This window comes from Paenibacillus sp. J2L1-98 (assembly GCF_056269405.1).
This window is the reverse complement of record NZ_JBWDNW010000021.1, coordinates 82,761-102,091: the sequence shown is the minus strand read 5'-3', so window position 1 is coordinate 102,091 and position 19,331 is coordinate 82,761. Positions and strand designations below refer to the sequence as shown.

Here is a 19,331-nt window from a genome sequence, read left to right as displayed (position 1 = left end):
TTCCGATTTGGTAAGCATACGTATCGAGCGTTACCGTCGTCTTGCTGTTGTCGACACCCGACAAGTTGTCGGTCACTGCAAGCTGAAGCGTCAAATCCACGGAGTCTTTATTGATGCTGTTGTCCCCTGGTACGGTCACCGCGATCTCCGGCGCCGTCTTGTCCAGATTGAAGCTTACCGATTTTCCTTCCTCTTGATTGCCGGCTTTATCCGTGGAACGGTAGCTTACGGAATACTTCCCGTCTTGATCGAACGTTAACGGCGATGTGTATGTCTGCCACGTCGTCCCTCCATCCAGACTATACTCCGTCTTCGCTACATCCGACAGATTGTCCGTAGCATTCAGGGCAACTGTAATCGGATGCACGTACCATCCGTTCAGCCCATCCGGCTGAGACGGCGTTAGCACTGCTTTTGTCTCCGGAGCTGTCTTATCGATGCGAATGGATATTGTATGCGCCTGTTCCACATTGCCTGCTTTATCTACGCTCCAATAGACAAGCTTATGAACTCCTTCTTCCGACAATACGATGGAAGTTCCCGTTTGTTTCGCGCCATCGTTTACCGTGTAGTAGGTATTGGCTACACCTGATCCGCTGTCGCTAGCGCTTAAGGTTACCGTGGTGTCTTGATTAACCCAGCCGCTCGGCGCATTGTCCGTTGTCGTTGGCGGTAGCTGTTCTTTCAACTCATACGAAGAATTCGCTTTAGTGGCGAACGTGTAGACATCGCCTAAAGCATTCGTACTCTTCGTTGCTCCAATCAGTACTCCATCCTCATATACTTCCATCTCTTGGCCTTGCCATGGATTAAGGACTGCACAATCTTTCCCTTTTTCACTTAAAATTTTTACATAGGTTGTTTGACCCAACTCATTTTGTTTAGCATCTACCAAAAAGGCACCGTTAGCACGTAAACGGGTAAAGGATGCCTCCTGGTCCTTATACCAGTTCGCAAAAATATTCAGAAAACCTTCATTACTTTGCAGTAAAGAGTCTTGAATAACACCTAGCAAGCTGCTTCCGCCAATATCGCCAATCGTATTATTGCCCCTTAACCCAGACCAATCACTTGGACTCTTAATAATAGAGCCAATTTTTAACTGATTAATAATTTCATTGATGTCATAACCTAAACGAGTAGCACTCGTTAATCGTCTTGCATTCCCAATAGCATTCTTTACATTTAAATAGTTTATATATTTTTCCTTTTGATCTGCAGGAGTGCTCATGCCGGCCGCATCATAATAATAAACGCTCTGAATAGTAACCGGATTGCCGTTAAAAGTATAACCAGGATTTTGTTGGGTTCTGCCTTCAATATCGCTAATAGTCACTTTGCCATTATATAAGAAAGTCGGCTGCGGGCTCATATTGTCAACAATATTTTGCCATACCGGTATTTTATCTGAATCAATGCCAAGGTCTTTCGCTGCAGCTATGGCATTTTTAAGAATATATACACAGGCATCAATATCAAAAATCGGATTTCTTCCCGCTACCCCTTCATGAGTAGCGCCATAGACAACATACTTGCCATTCTCCAATGTCACGTAATTTTGCCAGAAAGTTGCCACTGATTTCAACATTGGATATAAGTGATTGCTCAAGTAGTCTCGATCTTGATTATATTGCCACATTTTGACGAGCGGCATTAATACAGAACTTGCATCCGCCGGTGAATTCCAGTAATCTTTTGAACTGTTATATTGCTCTGTCGAAGCGCCCCAAGGACCGATATGGGTTGGAAACAGCGATCCCCCGCTAATCCCTGTCGTGAATGAATTCGGTCTGCCTGTCCCTTGAATGACCCAATTCAAATCTTGTACAGAATTTGAACGTCTTTGCGCTTCAGGCCAGTACGCTTCCAATACATTGACATAATTCTGAATACCTTCTAATCGGTTGGCTGTTACAAGCGGATGTACTTGGCGTTGCATATCCGTATTCGTGGTGTAGTCTCCCTGCCAAGCCGGATTGTCGGATGCCGTCCATGGAAATAATCCTGCAGAAAGGCCGGCGTTATTCTCACTTGAAACAGAAGTAGCACAGCCTAGCATATACAGAAATCCATAGTACATTCTTTCCACTTGTGCATCTTGAATGTTAATATAAGATTTCAACCAATACTGTTTCCAGTAATCGCGATGCGCTTGATTAGCTGTTGTAAGCGAATCAGCCGTACTTCTGGAATCAACTTTTGCTTTTGCCTGAGCGATTGCTGCAGCCATAGTATTGGTAGTGCCGTCTTGTTTACCTCCTTCAACGGCCGAAACCAAGGTAACTGTTTGATTGCTAGGCAATGTAAACATAGATTTATTCGTTTTTTTATCTATGTTTTTTACAGTTACAGCGATATTATCAATAATCTTGGACGCCATGGATACGTTCACGGTCCAACCGCTCCATGTTCCTGTGCCGCTAAGACGGCTCGATGGATTACTGATGCCGGCCTTGGATGCAATCATCGTATTACCGTCAACGCTCGCGCTAGTGTTACTATTAGCTGTCCACGCCGAAACCTCCATTGGAATTGGAGAATCAGTCGTATTTGTGATTTCTGTTACAATAATATTTTCTTTTGCAGATAGCCATGTTCTGGTTTTAAAACCCTCCTCCGACTGTGCCATTACCTCTGCATTTTTCATATCTTCTTCATAACGAAACTCTGAGGAAGCGGTAGAAGCAGCTTTTGGTTGTTCATACAATCCCAACCCGTATAATCTTACTGTATTTCCAGTACCTTGATCAGCTTTTGTAACTAACACTCGGACATATCTTGTATGAATGGAACTGGTCAGGTTTCGGTCCGTTATGGCAGCCGTATTTCCTGTTACAGCATCTGCATCGATCCAATCTGAATCCGTCGATCCCTGAGGATTAGCTTGAGTTGTATATTGCAGCTTAAAGTCTTTCGTATTCATGGTAGCGCTTTCTCCGCCTGCCTGAGCATGCTTGACAACCCATCGGGAGATATCTTTTGCTTCTCCAAGATCGACCACTGCCCAATAGGTAGTGGAATTGTTATTCGTTGCCGGGGTTGAACACCATTTGGTATTATCCAATCCGTCAACAAGCTTAGGGCCATTCTCATTGCTATTCGTAAAGCCAAACACAGTAACGTTCTTTTGAAGGGCCAGATTGTCCCCCTCACCCGTTTTGATGGTTAATCCGCCGAACGTCGTGTGCTGTTGACCATCATTTGTAGAGCGGTCTCTCCACATATCGCTTCTTGAAATATAAATATTTTGCGCTTTTCTGTCTCCCGCCATAAAAGCATATAGAGTGCCATTTCCCATTAAGGGACCATCCGGGTTATATTGGGTATTCCAAGGCGAACCCAGCTTCGTATCTTTCGTATAGATGCCTTTATAGCCTTCTAGTTTCCCGGACAACTCTGTCCATTCATCCGTAGTATCTGCAGCATAAGCCTTTGGTGATAATAACGGGCCGTTCATAAATAAGGTTGATGCAGTCATGCAAGCGACCAAGAAGCCCGAAATAACTTGTTTCGTTCTCATATCGAAAATCTCCTCTCTTATTTTAACCAATACGAATATACTGTTAATTAGTGCACCATACTAAATAATTTGGTCAATACCATGGCATCACCCCTCGGATCAGGTTAATCAACCACGCAAATGATAACGCTTACAACATTGATCTAATAAGTTTCTTGAATTAGAGAAGTAGATCTCCCAATTCAAGAAACTAGATTAAGTTTGCTCATAACGATTAGAATGAAGCTATTGTACAGGACGAGTCCAATAGACCGTCGGAAGACGCCTTTATGACGATTTTGCCCTCTTCTTCTACGGTTTGAATAATTAGCAGGCAACTGCCGTTGAAAGCTTTCCTTCGATTCGCTTTATCGGATTCGTGACTGCTTGGATCTCCGTTGCCTACGCCCAAGATGTTCGCTTTCCCTTCCACAGAGAAATGCAGCTCGTTATCCGCTGTAGGCACAATTCTTCCAAGAGCATCCACCACATACACTCTGATGACAGCTACATCACAGCCATCGGAATGAATTTGAGTTCGATCCGGCACCAATGTTACCGCATAAGGCGCATCCGTTGTTGCGACAACTTTTCGCGCCGCCTCCATGGAACCGTTCCTGCCGATTGCCGTAAGCTCGCCCGGTGCATAATTCACTTTCCATTCCAAATGTGAAGCGCGCGGCATCTCTTGTTCGCCCAGACTCTTTCCATTCAGAAACAACTCTACGCGTTCGCAGTTGCTGTACACCCATACATCAATGTCCTGACCTTCCTTGCCCGGCCAATTCCAATGAGGCATGATATGCACGATCGGCTCTTCGGTCCATGCCGACTTTAAATAGTAATAGTTATCTTTCGGAAAGCCGCATGTATCCATCACGCCAAAGTGAGAGTTGATGTTTGGCCATTCATAAGGCGTTGGCTCACCCCTGTAATCGAAGCCTGTCCAAATGAATACCCCGGAAAGAAAAGGATTTTCGACCACATCACGCCATGCTTTCTCCACCGAACAGCTCCATTCAGGAATATGAATGCCATACTCCGGACAATATCCTTGAACATCGTCCCTTTCATAAATGCCTCGGGTTACCGTACAGCTTGCGCTTTCGCTTCCCAGCATGATTCGGTTAGGGTACTTTTCGTGGTCGCGAATATCCTGATCTTCACGCTGACCATAGTTATACCCTACAATATCGACGCCATCGCTGTATCCGCCGTCATTCCATCCATGATTCATCGCTGCTAGCGTCGGCCTTGTCGGATCTATACTGCGCGTAATCGAAGCCAAGGTTTTGATCATACGCGCTCCCATAATGGTCCCTTCCAGTATTTCCTCATTTTCCAAACTCCAAATGATGACTGAAGGGTGGTTGCGGTCCCGATAAAGCAAATGCTTCAATTCTTCAATCCCTGAAGGAGAAACATCCAGCTTCCTGTTCTCGTCCACAACCAGCATGCCCATCAGATCGCATAGATCCAGAAGCTCCGGCGTTGCCGGATGATGAGCGCTTCGATACGCGTTGCAGCCCATCTCTTTAAGCAATCTGAGCTTGTATGCAATGAGCTGATCAGGCAGCGCCACACCGACGCCGGCAAAGTCCTGATGATTGCAAGTGCCTTTTATAGGATAATGCTTCCCGTTCAGGAAAAAGCCTGCATCCGCTTTGAATTCAATGGTTCGAATACCGAAGTTGGTCCGGTACGTGTCCAGAAGCTTCTCTTCATCGTAGACTTCCGACATGACATAATACATAGAAGGCGATTCAGGCGACCAGAGCGCCGGTTGATCTATGCGTATAAAGTGCTCGAAAACCCCTTGCCGTTGGAATGAAATTTCCATCACACTTGCGCTTTCACCAACGATTTTCCCGTGACTATCGTAAACTTTCGTTACGAGCCTGCAAGATTTGGCTGTATCAAACTCATTTTTCACTGTTGTGACGATGACAATTCCCGCTTGCTTTTCACTAACCTCAGGGGTCGTCACATAAGTCCCGTACCGGTCAACATGAAGCCGGTCCGTTACGGTTAACCACGTATGACGGTAAATCCCGGCGCCTTCATACCACCAGCCTTCATAATCGCGCGCATCCACTTTGACCAAGACAACATTTTTACCTTCACTTCCATATCGCGCGATATCCGAAATATCATACACAAAACCTGTATATCCGCTTACATGGGTTCCAAGCAGATGACCGTTCACCCAAACTGTGCTGTTGCGAAACACACCGTCAAACTCCAGAGAAATTTTTTTGCCTTCAAGCTCTTGCGGAATGTCGAATACTTTCCTGTAGAACCCGACTCCCGCAGCCAGATAGCCATGACTTTTATGGTGTTTGACTTTGCCTCCATCATTCACATAATCGCCCTCAACACACCAATCATGAGGCAGGACGACCTCTTTCCATGCCGCCGGATCAATACGCAAGGTTTCCCTTTCATCAAAGTACGCGATCTTCAGCCATTCACCGTCTTCGATATCCTCGCAATCGGTTAAGCCTCCAGTCATTCCGCCTTTAACGGCATGCATGATCGGCAGATCCCCCAGATGGAACGTCCAGCCTTTATCAAAATTTTCCTTCACTCTATAGATGTCAGCCATGATTTCTCCCCTCTCCTTTTGCCTCTTAACTCATATGAATCGAGAATCTGAATTTGGCATTGTCTTCAAACCACATTGGAAAATTCGTTCCCCACACATTATTGTGCAAATTAAAGTGCATGCCTCCATCCAAAGGAGCAAAACTATTGTCGAATTGCAACACCCTCCTCTCGCCAGGCGATAATAAAGGAGCATCCAACGTTTCCAAGCGAACTTCGCCATCACTTCCAGTGTAATAAACGCCTGAATTGACAGCATGCAGATTGCGGCTTCCGTTTTTTACAACCTCAAGCGGAGAAATCAGTTGGCCTATCTTATCCATTTTCCACAAATTCGGATTATCGACGTTCAACCCAAATGAGAACCAGCTTGCTTCCGGTAAACGGTTAGCCTGCTTATTGAACCAGCTTATTTCCACGTCGATTTGCTTACGGTTTTTATAAAATTTATAGTCAATTTGAAGATCTCGCGGCGCTCCATTTGCCTGAACGCATTCGGAAGGCATAACAAGCTGCACTTGTACGTGGTCGTAGTGTTCTTGAGTCTGATTTCTTAAGCTGATCAAATGGGGCGAGAACCTCTTATGTTCAGGCCGAGGCTCTGCAAATTCCATGCCAGGCTTGCCCCAATCCGCATCGGCCCAGTAATAGGTTTCACTCAAATTTTGGACATAGTTTTGGAACCATGCATTGTAATTCTCATGACCGAATGCTTCGTACTGATAACAACCTAACCGATGATGCTCATCCGCCCAAATCTTGCCTTGACTGTCGATCAGCTTGCAAATGGCTCCTTGACTGTCAAACTCAACCTGAAACAAACCGAGCTGATACGTACTGGAATTGTTAAGTTCCTTCGCATTGTGCAATTGAGTTTGTTCAGGCGCCAATGCCTGGAACGCTTCCGCGGCTTCCTGCTGCTTGTCGTCAGACAAAGCACTAACGGCTTTGTGGACATAATCCCGCTGCTCTTTCCATGAGCTTTCAAAGTAACTGAAACTCTTCTCTACGCCAGATGCCGCAAACAAGTCAGGTGAAGCGCCAAACTCATTATTCATGGCGAAAAGTCCCAGATAACGATATTTATCATGAATAGCTCCACTTGAAATATGATCAACCTGTCTTGCATGATGGAAATCGCGAATCGAGTAATTTTTGAAATCCGTCAAAAATTTCTTTTCATCCATGCCCCATGTATGCTCTGGAATCAAAATAAGCTGGCTGCAAAATTCATCATATTCCTTGCCCTCCGGATCCAATCGGCCTTCCTGTACCCACTTGTCGCGGAGTCTCAACAACTCCCTGTACTGGGAAACTTTTATGGGATCTGTAGCGACACCTTGAATCCAGGTATCTCCAATCTCCTCGTAAACGACAGGAAAGCGGTCTTTCATGCTGATTAATTTCTCGGCAAAGGCGTCCATTGTGGATGCTTGTATCGTTGCGCCTGGGAATCGTTCTGAAAGCCGCGCAAATTCCGCTCGAATATCGGCGGCTAACGGCGGGCCTGAATTGTCGCCTGTATGGGCAAATACCATCGCTTCATCGAATCCATCAATTTCCAGAACATTCCCATAATCGCTTGCATAATTTATAATTATTTCCGATCCGTCCTTCCCCTTCCAAATAAAGAGCGGGGGAACACTCGGAATTTTGGATGAAGGATTTACGCCGAGATGCAAATATTGAATTCCGTATTTAGCCAAGTATGGAATCATGGCGATCGTATGCCCGGGGACATCCGTCATTTTCGCAGCAATGATGTTTTTCCCATATCTGGCATTCAACTTTTTACTAATCGATAAGCCGTATTCGAATAAAGCCGGGTCCATGAGTTCGGTGTGGGTGGTAAAAGGCAATCCATGCCATGCAATGCTTCCGTTTTCAATGGCCTCCTCCATCTCTTTTCTCTGTGCCTCGGAAGCTTGCTTGAGAAATTCATGAATTAACCAAGAGCCGGTCGTCCAGACAAATTTGCCGGAGTCTCCTTCCGACCTTAACTGTTTGGCCAATTGCATCGCTTGAGGAATAAATAAATTAAAATATTGTTTGATTACATTCTCCGCCATATCCGTAAAGCCAATGTCCAAATGGGTTTTAAAAATAACGTGAACTTTTTTCAGTTTGCTCATGTATGGTTCCTCACTAGAATTAATCATGATCTGTCTCTATCGTTTCTTGCAGGCTTTATAAGAGGGAATGACCTGAATAACAGTCCATACCCCTCAACCTTCAATCAGCGCAGATTCATTAAACTTCTTTTGAATTCTTCTAACTTTTTATTTACCGTTTGCGGCTTTCCAATCGTCAATTTGCTTTTGAGCATCGGTGATTAATCCGTCTATACCCGCTGCTTTCAGCTTTTTAATCAATTCTGGAACAGTTTTTTCTGGATCCTGCGTACCTGTATAGATAATTGGAAGATACTCATTCATAATGGCATTGATCTGGGCATTCTCTTTCTTCATGGCATCTGCGTTGTACAGGAAGCCAAGAAGCGGCGACGCTATGGAATCGTTATTTGCCTTTTTCATTTGCTCCCAAGTATCCGCAGGCTGACCTTTTTGCACATAGGCATTGAACCAGCTGCCGAATTCCCATGCATTGCTCGGATTGTATGCGGAGTCTTTGACAATTTCAACAGTGTTAGCATCTACTTTGGTATAGTGAGTGCCTTCAATTCCATAAACAAACAGATTATAAAGATCTTTATCCGAGAACAAAAGATCCAACAGCATCATGGCTCTTTCTGGGTTTTTACTGTTTTTATTTATGCCCGTCATCGCGGCAATAACAGAGCCTGTATTTACGAATTGAGGTACAGGTTTTGCCTGAACAATCGGAAATCCGAGTTCAGTGGATTGGCCTGTTTCACTTCCGGGACCATATCCGCCTGTCGTTACCACATATTTACCGGTCTTCGCTTCCGCTTTCCCATCTTTTAACGAAGCCGCATCCTTGCGGATGTAACCTTTTTGATACCACTCTCTGAACATTTTGGCTTGTGCCATAAACTCTGGACTTTCCACCAAGTCGAATACCTTTAACGATTTATCGGCGTAATGAACGCCAAGCGGATTTACACTGTTTCCTTGTACCTGATCAAGCGTCATGCCTTTTTCATTATTGTTCAAATCAATAATATTCGTAATATTGCCAGTTGCCAAAAAAGGTGTAAGGCCCGGCTCACCTTGTTTTACTTGTTCTAGAAAAGGCGTTATATCGGCAATCTTCTTAATTTTCGATGTATCCAAAGAATACTTGTCAGCAAGATCTTTTTTAAAATTTAACCCCCTGCCGATCGCATAAATCTGATAGTTCAATACGCCGTACGTTTTTCCGTTTACTTTAACGGCAGGCCAATATTTCTCCGGAACTTGCTCCAAGATATGTTTACCGTATTTTTGAAGCAAATCATCAAGCGGAAGCAAGGCTCCTTTGGACACGTTTTGCGTGTAGTTATTTGCCCAGGACGATGTAAAAGCAAGGTCGTACGGCTCTCCGGAAGAGGTTACGACATTCATTTTTTGATCGTATGCCCCCCAGTCAATCGTATTAATGGTTAAGGTCGCATTGATTTTTTCTTTTAAAATTGTATTGATCGCATCTGTAACGATCTGCTGGTCCTTCTGAGGCGTCCCTACGACATACCACGTTAAATTAACGTGGGGTAAGCCTGAAGGATCTGTTGTTGACGCTTGTGTCGAATCGTCCGGCGAAGTAGAATCTTTTTTTGCAGCATTTGAACCGCAACCAGATAATGCAGCTGATACAAGCAAAACCATGACCAAAAGTAAGACTGATGCTCTTGAAAATTTTCTGATTTTCATTGTTGAACCCTCCTGATTTTTTTCTTTTTTTATATAATGAATATTGTTGCCGGTATTATATCCAGTTCACTCATCCCTTCACAGAACCTACGGAAATGCCTCTGATAAAAAACTTATTAATGAATGGGAAGAGGAACATCATGGGGCCAGCAGCCAGCACACAAATGGCCATTCTTGCCGACTGATCCGGCAATACGACTCCCTGCAATAATCCCAATGAAGCCGCTACAGAGCTTCTGAGGTAGTCCGCATTGGACATAATCCTCCACAGTAGGAACTGAAGCGAAACATATTCACTATTCTGAATAAACATCAGGCTTAAGTAATAATCATTCCAATACATGAGCACAATAAATAGCGCAACTGTGACAATGCCCGATATCGTCATAGGGACAATGATGCTGAAAAATATGCGGTATTCGCTAGCGCCATCCAGCTTGCACGATTCGATAACAGCGGGAGGTATATCAGACATATATCCTTTCATGATCAACACAAACATAGGTATGACCAGATAAGGAACGAATAATACAAAAATCGTATCCGTCATGTGTAAAACTTTGGAAATAATAATATACCAAGGAACTAATCCGCCGCTGACGAGCATGGTCAAAAACACATAAAACGAAGTTTTCTGTGCGTATGCATAGTCTTTTCGCGAAATGACATAGGCTAACATTGTGGTTACGGTAATACTAATGAACGTGCCCACAATACAAACAAAGATGGTTACAGCATAAGAAGTCAAAAGCTGATCCGGACTTGCTAAAATAAATCGGTAAGCGGTGAAGTCGATTTTTTGCGGAAGCAGGCTATATCCGTATTTCATAATGTTCGCATCACTGGATAGAGACACTGAAACCACAAGAATTAATGGCAATAAACAGAGCAATGAAAAACCAATCAAAATCATATGCGATATCGTTTTGAATAATGGAAATCCTCGATTAACTGAACTATTCATACTAACCCACCTTAAAATACAGAATTTTCAGAGTCGAATTTTCGAATGAGCCAATTCACAAAAATAACCAGCACAAGACCGACTACCGATTGATACACCCCTGCAGCCGAAGCCATTCCCACATCACCCAGTGATTTTAATGATCTGAATACGTAAGTATCGATAACATCTGTTGTGGGATACAGCAACGAAGAATCTCTTGGGATCTGATAAAACATATCAAAATTTCCTACAAAGATTTTCCCGACCTGCGTCATTACCATGATAATGATAAGCGGCTTTAATAACGGAATTGAAATGCTTTTTATTTGCTGCCACTTGTTTGCGCCATCTACTCTTGCCGCTTCGTAGTATTCTTCACTAATACCTAAGAGGCCTGTGTAATAGATGATCGTAAAATATCCGGCGTTCTTCCAAACATAGGTTAAAATGAGCAAGGGAGGCCAATATTTCGCGTCGTTATACCAAAGAACCGCTTCCTTTCCGAACATTTGCAGAACAGTATTTACAAATCCGTTTTGCATATCGAACAAGGCCAAAAAAATGTAGCTGACCACGGTAAAAGAAAGAAAATAAGGCATGAACAAAGCTGTTTGATAAAATTTTACGGAAGATCGTCTCATTTCATTTAGCATTAATGCAAACGCAACAGCCACGATCAGTAATGCAACAATAAAAGCCAAATTGTATCCGACTGTATTTCTGGTAATTCGGAATGCATCTTGCGAGAACAAATATTTAAAATTTTCGAGCCCGACCCATGGGCTTTTCCAAAAACCTAAATCAATTCTATAATCCTTAAAGGGCAACAGCAGGCCATATAAAGGCAAATAACTAAATACGAATAAAAACAGCACACCCGGCAAAGATAAAATGAATAATTGTTTGCTCCTTTTGAAAGTTTTAATAAAATTTGAAAGCCTCAACACACTCACTCCCTAGTTGATCGTATAATCGAATCTTAGATCGAATTTGCGTGAAAAAATACTGTCCAATTTAAACAATCCGACAAAATAACCATGTAAAATTTAATTATTGTTGCATATCTCACGCGATAGACAAAAAAATAACCGCTTAATCCCATAGGGACATAAGCGGCGATCTTTTAAGATTCTTTTAGCATGCTTACGTACAGCGGAGAATCTACTTTCCCTTCAGAATCACGATAGGCGCCGGCGCAGCAGCGGGAGCTAAGGCTTTCACGATTGTAATTGCTGATGCGAGTCCTTTTGATTTGGCAATGATCTTGATACTGCCCGGAGTACCGGTCGATTGGACAATCGCCAGCACCTTGCCACTAAATGCTTTCCGCTGTTTCCCTTTGAAGTTCTCGGTATTGGTCGAGTCTCCATTATCAACGCCGACGATGGAGCCTTCGCCAAGTACGCTGAACTCAACGGAATTGCAAGCCGTCGGTACTATATTGCCATCGGCATCGAGAATATTGGTCTCAATGAAGACCAGATCTTTTCCATCTGCGGATATCTGATATCGATCCGCTTTGAGCTGGATTTGAGCCGGCGCTCCTGCTGTTTTTACTTCATCTACCGCGACGACGCTGCCGTTTTTTCTAGCAACAGCTCTGAGTGTCCCTGCTTCAAAAGGAACGCTCCACGCCAAATGTCCAATAGCTTCGCTCATCGGCTTGGCGCCCAGCGATCTGCCGTTTATGAAAACTTCGACGCTATCCGCATTCGAATACACCCAAACCGGGATTGTTTGCCCTGCGGTCCAGTTCCAATTCGAGGGAACCAGATGAACCATTGGTGCCAGATTGTAGCCCCATTTGCTTTGGTAAAAGTAGAAAATATCCTTTGGAAATCCGCTTGTATCGATCGCACCGAAGTAGGAGTTTTTGGAAGGCCAGCTGTTGTGCGGCGTCGGCTCGCCAATATAATCAAAACCGGTCCAAATAAATTCCCCGGCAATGAAGCTGTTTCTCGTTGACCGCCATGAATCTTCAGCTGTCTGCCCCCATTCTACAATTGTATTGTCATACGACGAAGACTGATGCGGGACAGTCGGAATATTTTGAGGCGGGAAGAAGTACACGCCCCTGCTTCTAACGGCCGATGAGGTTTCGCTGCCGATCAGCCTCCAGGACGGATGATCTTGATGAACCCTACTGTAGCCGCCCTGCACCAGTTTCGGCGCATAATTCAAGCCGACGACATCATATAAATCCCCATTTTGTGGGTATGCGTTGATGCCTTGGGTGATCGGTCTGGTTGTATCCAATTCACGGACCCAATGGATCAGTTTTTGGGCGATCGCCCTACCGCTTGCATTGTTTTGTTCCGGAACTTCATTCCCGATGCTCCACATGATGATACTAGGGTGGTTACGGTCCCTGCGGATGAAGTCCTGAAGATCTTTTTGCCCCCACTGATTGAAATATAGGTGATAGTCGTAGGGCACCTTTGCAGTCTCCCAAGTATCGAACGCTTCAGCCATAACCAGAAAACCCATACGATCCGTCAGCGCAAGCAGCTCGGGAGCCGGAGGATTGTGTGACGTTCGTATGGCATTTACGCCCATCCGCTTTAGCAGCTCGAGCTGTCGTTCCAATGCCCGGTCATTAATGGCTGCGCCCAATGATCCCAAGTCATGATGCATATTCACACCGTTGATCTTCATGTGTTGACCGTTGAGCGAAAAACCGCTGTTCGCATCGAATTGAAAGGTACGAATTCCGACCGTTGTACGGTACGTATCCACCGTCTTGTTATTTAAAATCACTTCTGTTTTCAACGTGTAGAGGTTAGGGGTCGACGGTGACCATAGCTGAGGATTCGTCAATTCAAGCACTTGTTCAAATGTTTGGTTACTATTAGCCTCGACAGGACAAGTGGGGCTGCTGACCGTTGCTACAACTGTACCGGCGTCATTTAACAGATCATTTTTCACTATGACGGATTGAGAATTTCTTGTTTGATTCACGACATGAATATCGGCGTCAAGCGATGCAGAGTGTGCGTTAGCCTTTAACGTTCGGATAAAGACACCGCTATAGTCCACATGTATCGGATCCATGAATGTGATCCAGACATGCCGGTAAATCCCACTTCCCGAATAGAAACGCGAATTACGCTGCGCTGAATTGTCCACTTTGACTGCGATAAGATTGGCTTTAGTTCCATAGTGAAGATAAGGCGTCAGGTCATACTGAAACGTTGAATAGCCATAAGGTCGAGTGCCCAGCTTCGCTCCGTTAATCCAAACCTCGCTGTTCATATACACACCGTCAAATTGGAGGCTCACGGACTTGCCCATGACTTGCTGAGGCAAATAAAATACCTTGCGGTACCACCCTATGCCTCCGTCTAAAAAACCCTGTTCAGGGCCAACGACCGAATGCGGATTAAAGTTTTGCTCAATGCTCCAATCATGCGGCAAATCAACATTTCGCCACTTTGAATCGTCAAAGCTCGTTTTAATGGACTGTGCATAATCGCCTAGTGCGAATTTCCAGCCCTTGTCGAAGCTTTCGCTCCTTTGCCCATTATAGACAGTACCCGTATTTGCTTCAGCTCTCTGCGGGACGATTCCTGCTGAGAGAACAACCCCTGCAGTGATCATCAATCCGAGGTACAAGCGCATCCAAAAGCAATTCTTTCTGTCGGCAGCAAGCAAGGACATGGTCAATAGCCTCCAATCAATGGATTCTGTTCGACAACTTCGAGAAGCTCCATGAAATTTCCAGGGAATACCTGCTTAACATTCCTAAGCTATTGTTTGTCGCCGGCGTTCCGATTATGCAAAGAACAGCGCTATCCAAAAAACTAAGTCCACCCGTTTCCTGAAAATCAGACTTAGTTTGCATGGGCAAAAACAGCAATTAGCCTGTAGCTGCGCTGGCGGTAAGCAGCCCGGTGAAAAACCCCGCAATAATTCAAACTGCCAGAGCGCCGATTTCAATATCCAACTAAAACTAGGCTGCCGACATGGATCGGCAGCCTAACTCACTGTTTTAAAATTTCATTATTGTTTTCTTCAGGACATATTCCTTCGGCGTTAACCCATACTTCTTTTTAAATAGCTTATAAAAATAACTTTCATTTTCCATTCCTATCTTTTCAATGATCTGCACAATGGTGAAGTTGGAATGCTCCAGCATCTCCCTAGCCTTCTCCAATCGGACTCCGTTAATATATTCTGCGAGAGAGACCGACATATTATCTTTAAATATTTTTCCAAGGTAAACGGATGACATTTTTAGATTTTCTGCAATAAGCTGCAAGCTTAAACCAGGATCCGAATAACTTTCCTCAGCGATTCCTTTGACCGTTTCTATAAGAATGGCATGCTTCTCTATATTTGAATGTCTGACAGTTCCTACTCCAAGTGAAAGCAATCGGATAAGCTCGCCATGAAGCTCTTCCATAGTTTCAAATTCCATCATTTTAATATTATAAACATTGTAATCGATATTCTGGGGTTGAAGCTTGGACCTGTTCATCTCATTGAGAGTATTCAAAATAAATGTTGTTATTTGCATGACAGACAGCATCATATTGTTGTAACTTTGCTCTTTGATTTCATCCAAAATACTTAAAATAATCTTCTCGGCCTTTTTTATAACTCCAGAATTCATTGCTTCAACCAGCTTTTTATTGAACTGCGGAGAATAATACACTTGCTCATTTTCGTTATTCTTCTTCACTTTGTCACATGTAATAATGGACATTCTCCCTAACAATGTACGATAGTTGGCATTATAGTGTGCAACGCGGTAGCTCCCTTCCAGAGTAGCACTGGATTCCACAATTTCGCCAATGGACACAGTTACGGACAATTTAAAATAATTCATGATCATCTTCTGCGCTTCAGCGATACATTCAGTCAGAATGCGGATAAATTCGTTCCCCTCAAACTGTCCTGAATTCACAATAAGCACAATCTGGTCTTTTTTCATATTGACAGCTTCATTATAAAACTTACTCATAACCACATCATACATGATATTAGCGATAGCAAATCTGTACAACTCTTGATCTTTATTACTTTTCATAACAAAATGATTGTATTGATCGATTTTAATGACACATACGGCCAATTTTCCGCCCGGGTCGAACAAAGCGTTATTGCTCTCTGACGCATTTGCAATATCGTCCGTCGTCATAGAGTTGCTGTCCACCAGAAGATTTGTAAGATAATAGTTATTGAGAAGTCGGTCTTTTGTGTGATTTTCTTTCAAGTACTGCTCTCTATGCTCATAGTACTTATTGTACATTTGATTTAAAAAGCCGATCTCATCGTTTACCGGATTTACATCGCTTTCTTCATCGTCCATCGTATTAATCCGCTTTACAAGCTTACCTATAGGGATATAGATTTTCCTGGATATCGCAAAGGAAGCAACGAGTGCAATGACAATGAATAACAAGGTTATAAGCAGTATAATGAATTTAATATTTTCTATATTTTTGAAAACCTCTTTATAAGACTGAACCTTCACCAGTACCCAATCAATTCGTTTCAGGTATATAAATGACACATAGCTTTTTTCCCCCTTAAAGTTGACAGAAAAGGAGTCGAATGGGGCCTCAGAGTCGGAAATTTTGTCCTTGATGAAATCACTAAAAATCAATTGCAGAGAAGCTTTCGTATCATCTTGTATCGGATTCCCAATACTTTCGCCATTGCCGTTCAGTATATAAATACTGCTCTTTGATTTCGGATTCGATATGTTGATCCTGTTGATATTCTCAAGCATCCAATCCGCTTTAATATTCACATAAATGCTGTCTTCCGGCATATTATCCTTCCCCAACCAATCATACATCGCATAGGTGAAAACATCATCCGTTGGCTTGGACGCAATCGGATAAAGGCTCTCCATCTTTCTGTAAATTGGCTTAAGCACAGGAACGACCGGGTAAGAGCGAATCATTTCTTCAAGTTGAGGGTCGCTGCTGAAAAGCCCCTTATTTGTTGACAAATAGACATTCGATTTTCCATTATGGATGAAGATTGAATGGATAAATGCGTTATTGCTCATATAGGTTGATCTTAAGTTTTCCAGTGCGGCACTCGCTCTCCCAATATTGTTGCTAATACTATCCAATTCAAAAATGGATTTGGTGTCACTGCTCAAATAAATAGAGTAACATAAATTTTTCACCATTTGGTCGAAATTATCTAAATTATTGGCAACTCCTGAAAGCAATTGCTTGTTTAGCTCATAATTATTTTGGAGCACCGACTTCTTGACTCCCAAGTAAATAATCGTTGAAAAAATAATCAATAAACTCAAAAAAGCCAAGCCTATCAATAGATAAATCTTATGAAAGTATTTGCTTGATCCAAAAATCCTCTTCATGTCAATGTTACCCCTTCTGGTTGATATTGGACCTTAATAACATTGTGGCACAGGATTATCCAATCTATACAACAAAAAAAGAATCCGATGAGCTTAAGAAGCCTATCGGATAATCTCGGCAGTGCGTATAAGAACCTGTTCAGGATCAACATCTCTCCCAGCCTTCTCACAATAATCGTACTGCACGACAAAAAGTTTGTCTATCCTATTGGATTTAGATATTCCAACAAAATGACACCGCCTTGTCCATAGATGCCTGCAGTTATTCGCTTTGCTTTCAAAAACTTTTCGCTCTGTCCGCCGAGGACAGAGCGAAAACTCATCTATACGTGCTGGAATAATATTAACTCAGCTCAATCGTCCCATAGCTTACCCCTGCGTGATTTCTTTCATTGTTCATCAGCACCTGACGCATTCGGTCTGCGCTAACAACGGAATTTATTCTGTTCCGATCAATCCTCTGTTATTTCACAAATTTGTAAGGCTTGATCAATGTAATTCTTTTGCATTTCAAGCAAGATAGGCTGAGAATGCGTATAACCGACATCCAAGTGACTATGATGCAGCACAAGTATTTCTTTAATTTTAGACATAAACATCCACCTTAATAGTCTTAGGTTTAATCTATGGCGCTGTTCTTATCCTAAGAAAAAGACCAGCTGCCGTTGTTTGCTCAACTATATCCGATAATGACATTTTGACTCTAGTTTGTACCCTTTTCAACATAGTATAGAAAACATTCAAAAAACACTGTCTAATTTAAATAATCCAACAAAATAAACATGTAAAAATTGATTTTTACTGCATTTTTCAAGTAATCCAGCATCGTATTTGCGTGTAAGGCTATCGATGTATCCGTATAATCTTCAACAAACACCTTGAATCTTGCAGTAAATTGGGTAGGATTTTTCAACTCCACAAATTTCCAATAAATGCTCAGGCTATAAAGGAGCAGCAGCGGCATACCGCTTTATTCCAGCTCACACCAAAAAGGCGCAAGAAGGCTTGTTCTCGAACGATACAAATACCGTAGCCAAATGTCCGTCCGTTACCGGAACGCGGATACATTGCGTAGTAATTAATGGCGCGCTTGCTTTGATAATTTCATCATTTTCAATGCTGCCCCATATGCGCAGCGGCTCCTGCTCGCTTTTCTCCTCTTCGCCGCCAATATAAGGGATAACATTATCCAGCATATCCGGCCAATCGGTAAAGTTTTTGCCCGCTCCGGAAATCGCCTGGTAAGTCGATGCAACCACTTGTGTAGGTTTGAAATCCAGCAGCGCATGAAGCGCCGGCACGTAGCTCTGAATGGAGCAGTTTGGCTTAACGGCAATAAATCCGGTCGAGGTGCCGAGCCGCTTTCTCTGCGCAGAGATGACGTCGAGATGTCCGGCATTAATTTCAGGAATGACCATAGGGACGTCAGGCGTCCAGCGGTGAGCCGAGTTATTGGAGACAACGGGCGTGCCCGTTTTGGCATAGGCCTCTTCCAGCGCTTGAATTTCATGCTTCTTCATGTCAACGGCACAAAAAATAAAATCGACCTGAGCGGCTACCTCCTCCACTTTCGAAGCATCCATAACGACGATATTTTTCACATCTTCAGGGATCGGGGTAGACAGCTTCCATCTGCCTTGTACAGATTGTTCATAAGTTTTGCCCGCCGAACCGGCACTTGCTGCAATGGCCGTTACTTTAAACCAAGGATGCTGATCCAGCAGTTGAACAAAGCGCTGACCAACCATTCCCGTTCCTCCGACAATACCTGCTCTCAATTTCGACTGCGCCATTTGCGAACGCAAACCAAACTGCTGCCGCAAATGGGTATACGTTAGCTTGTGCAACGATCTGGCGTTTAAGGCTGTTCGTTCAAAAATGAGCTTCGAAACCATGTTGCATCCTTTTCGATAAGCGGCCATGGTTTTGTGTAACAACATGGCTTGAAGTGAGGTTGGTTTGATTTTCAGTTTCGCTGTAAGGGTAAGATTCATAGATTCACCCCCCTGTTGATAGAGTTATACGACCATTTTATACGATCATATGTTCGTATAAAAGCAAAACCAGGCGTGGATACTCATGACTGAAGTCACGAGTATCCACGCCCCTATT

At 43.4% G+C, this 19,331-nt stretch carries 9 protein-coding genes and 1 pseudogene; all 10 read right to left on the bottom strand.

What is annotated here, in order from left to right; all coding sequences use genetic code 11:
* Positions 1 to 3,520 (bottom strand): discoidin domain-containing protein (locus AC0YNZ_RS25535; protein WP_475829280.1); only part of this gene is annotated, 3,520 nt, incomplete at its 3' end.
* A 214-nt stretch (positions 3,521 to 3,734) separates the two neighbouring features.
* Positions 3,735 to 6,104: a beta-galactosidase GalA gene (gene galA / locus AC0YNZ_RS25530; protein ID WP_475829279.1), complete on the bottom strand. Its 2,370-nt coding sequence runs from the start codon at positions 6,102 to 6,104 to the stop codon at positions 3,735 to 3,737.
* Between the two features lie 25 nt (positions 6,105 to 6,129).
* Positions 6,130 to 8,235: a DUF5054 domain-containing protein gene (locus AC0YNZ_RS25525; RefSeq protein WP_475829278.1), complete on the bottom strand. Its 2,106-nt coding sequence runs from the start codon at positions 8,233 to 8,235 to the stop codon at positions 6,130 to 6,132.
* A 147-nt stretch (positions 8,236 to 8,382) separates the two neighbouring features.
* Positions 8,383 to 9,933: an ABC transporter substrate-binding protein gene (locus tag AC0YNZ_RS25520; protein WP_475829277.1), complete on the bottom strand. Its 1,551-nt coding sequence runs from the start codon at positions 9,931 to 9,933 to the stop codon at positions 8,383 to 8,385.
* A gap of 70 nt (positions 9,934 to 10,003) precedes the next feature.
* Positions 10,004 to 10,762, bottom strand: coding sequence for a carbohydrate ABC transporter permease (locus AC0YNZ_RS25515; protein ID WP_475829276.1), 759 nt, complete (start codon positions 10,760 to 10,762; stop codon positions 10,004 to 10,006).
* Positions 10,763 to 10,908: 146 nt separating this feature from the next.
* Positions 10,909 to 11,826, bottom strand: a complete 918-nt coding sequence (locus AC0YNZ_RS25510; RefSeq protein ID WP_475829275.1) for an ABC transporter permease — start codon at positions 11,824 to 11,826, stop codon at positions 10,909 to 10,911.
* Positions 11,827 to 12,040: 214 nt separating this feature from the next.
* Positions 12,041 to 14,536, bottom strand: a complete 2,496-nt coding sequence (locus AC0YNZ_RS25505; protein WP_475829274.1) for a glycoside hydrolase family 2 TIM barrel-domain containing protein — start codon at positions 14,534 to 14,536, stop codon at positions 12,041 to 12,043.
* 331 nt (positions 14,537 to 14,867) lie between these two features.
* Positions 14,868 to 17,099, bottom strand: a complete 2,232-nt coding sequence (locus AC0YNZ_RS25500) for an AraC family transcriptional regulator (protein WP_475829273.1) — start codon at positions 17,097 to 17,099, stop codon at positions 14,868 to 14,870.
* Positions 17,100 to 17,671: 572 nt separating this feature from the next.
* A complete protein-coding gene (locus tag AC0YNZ_RS25495; RefSeq protein WP_475829272.1) occupies positions 17,672 to 17,812 on the bottom strand; it encodes a hypothetical protein in 141 nt (46 codons plus the stop codon).
* 405 nt (positions 17,813 to 18,217) lie between these two features.
* A pseudogene (locus tag AC0YNZ_RS25490) lies at positions 18,218 to 18,967 on the bottom strand (aspartate-semialdehyde dehydrogenase); the annotation flags it as partial.
* Positions 18,968 to 19,331: the final 364 nt, after the last annotated feature.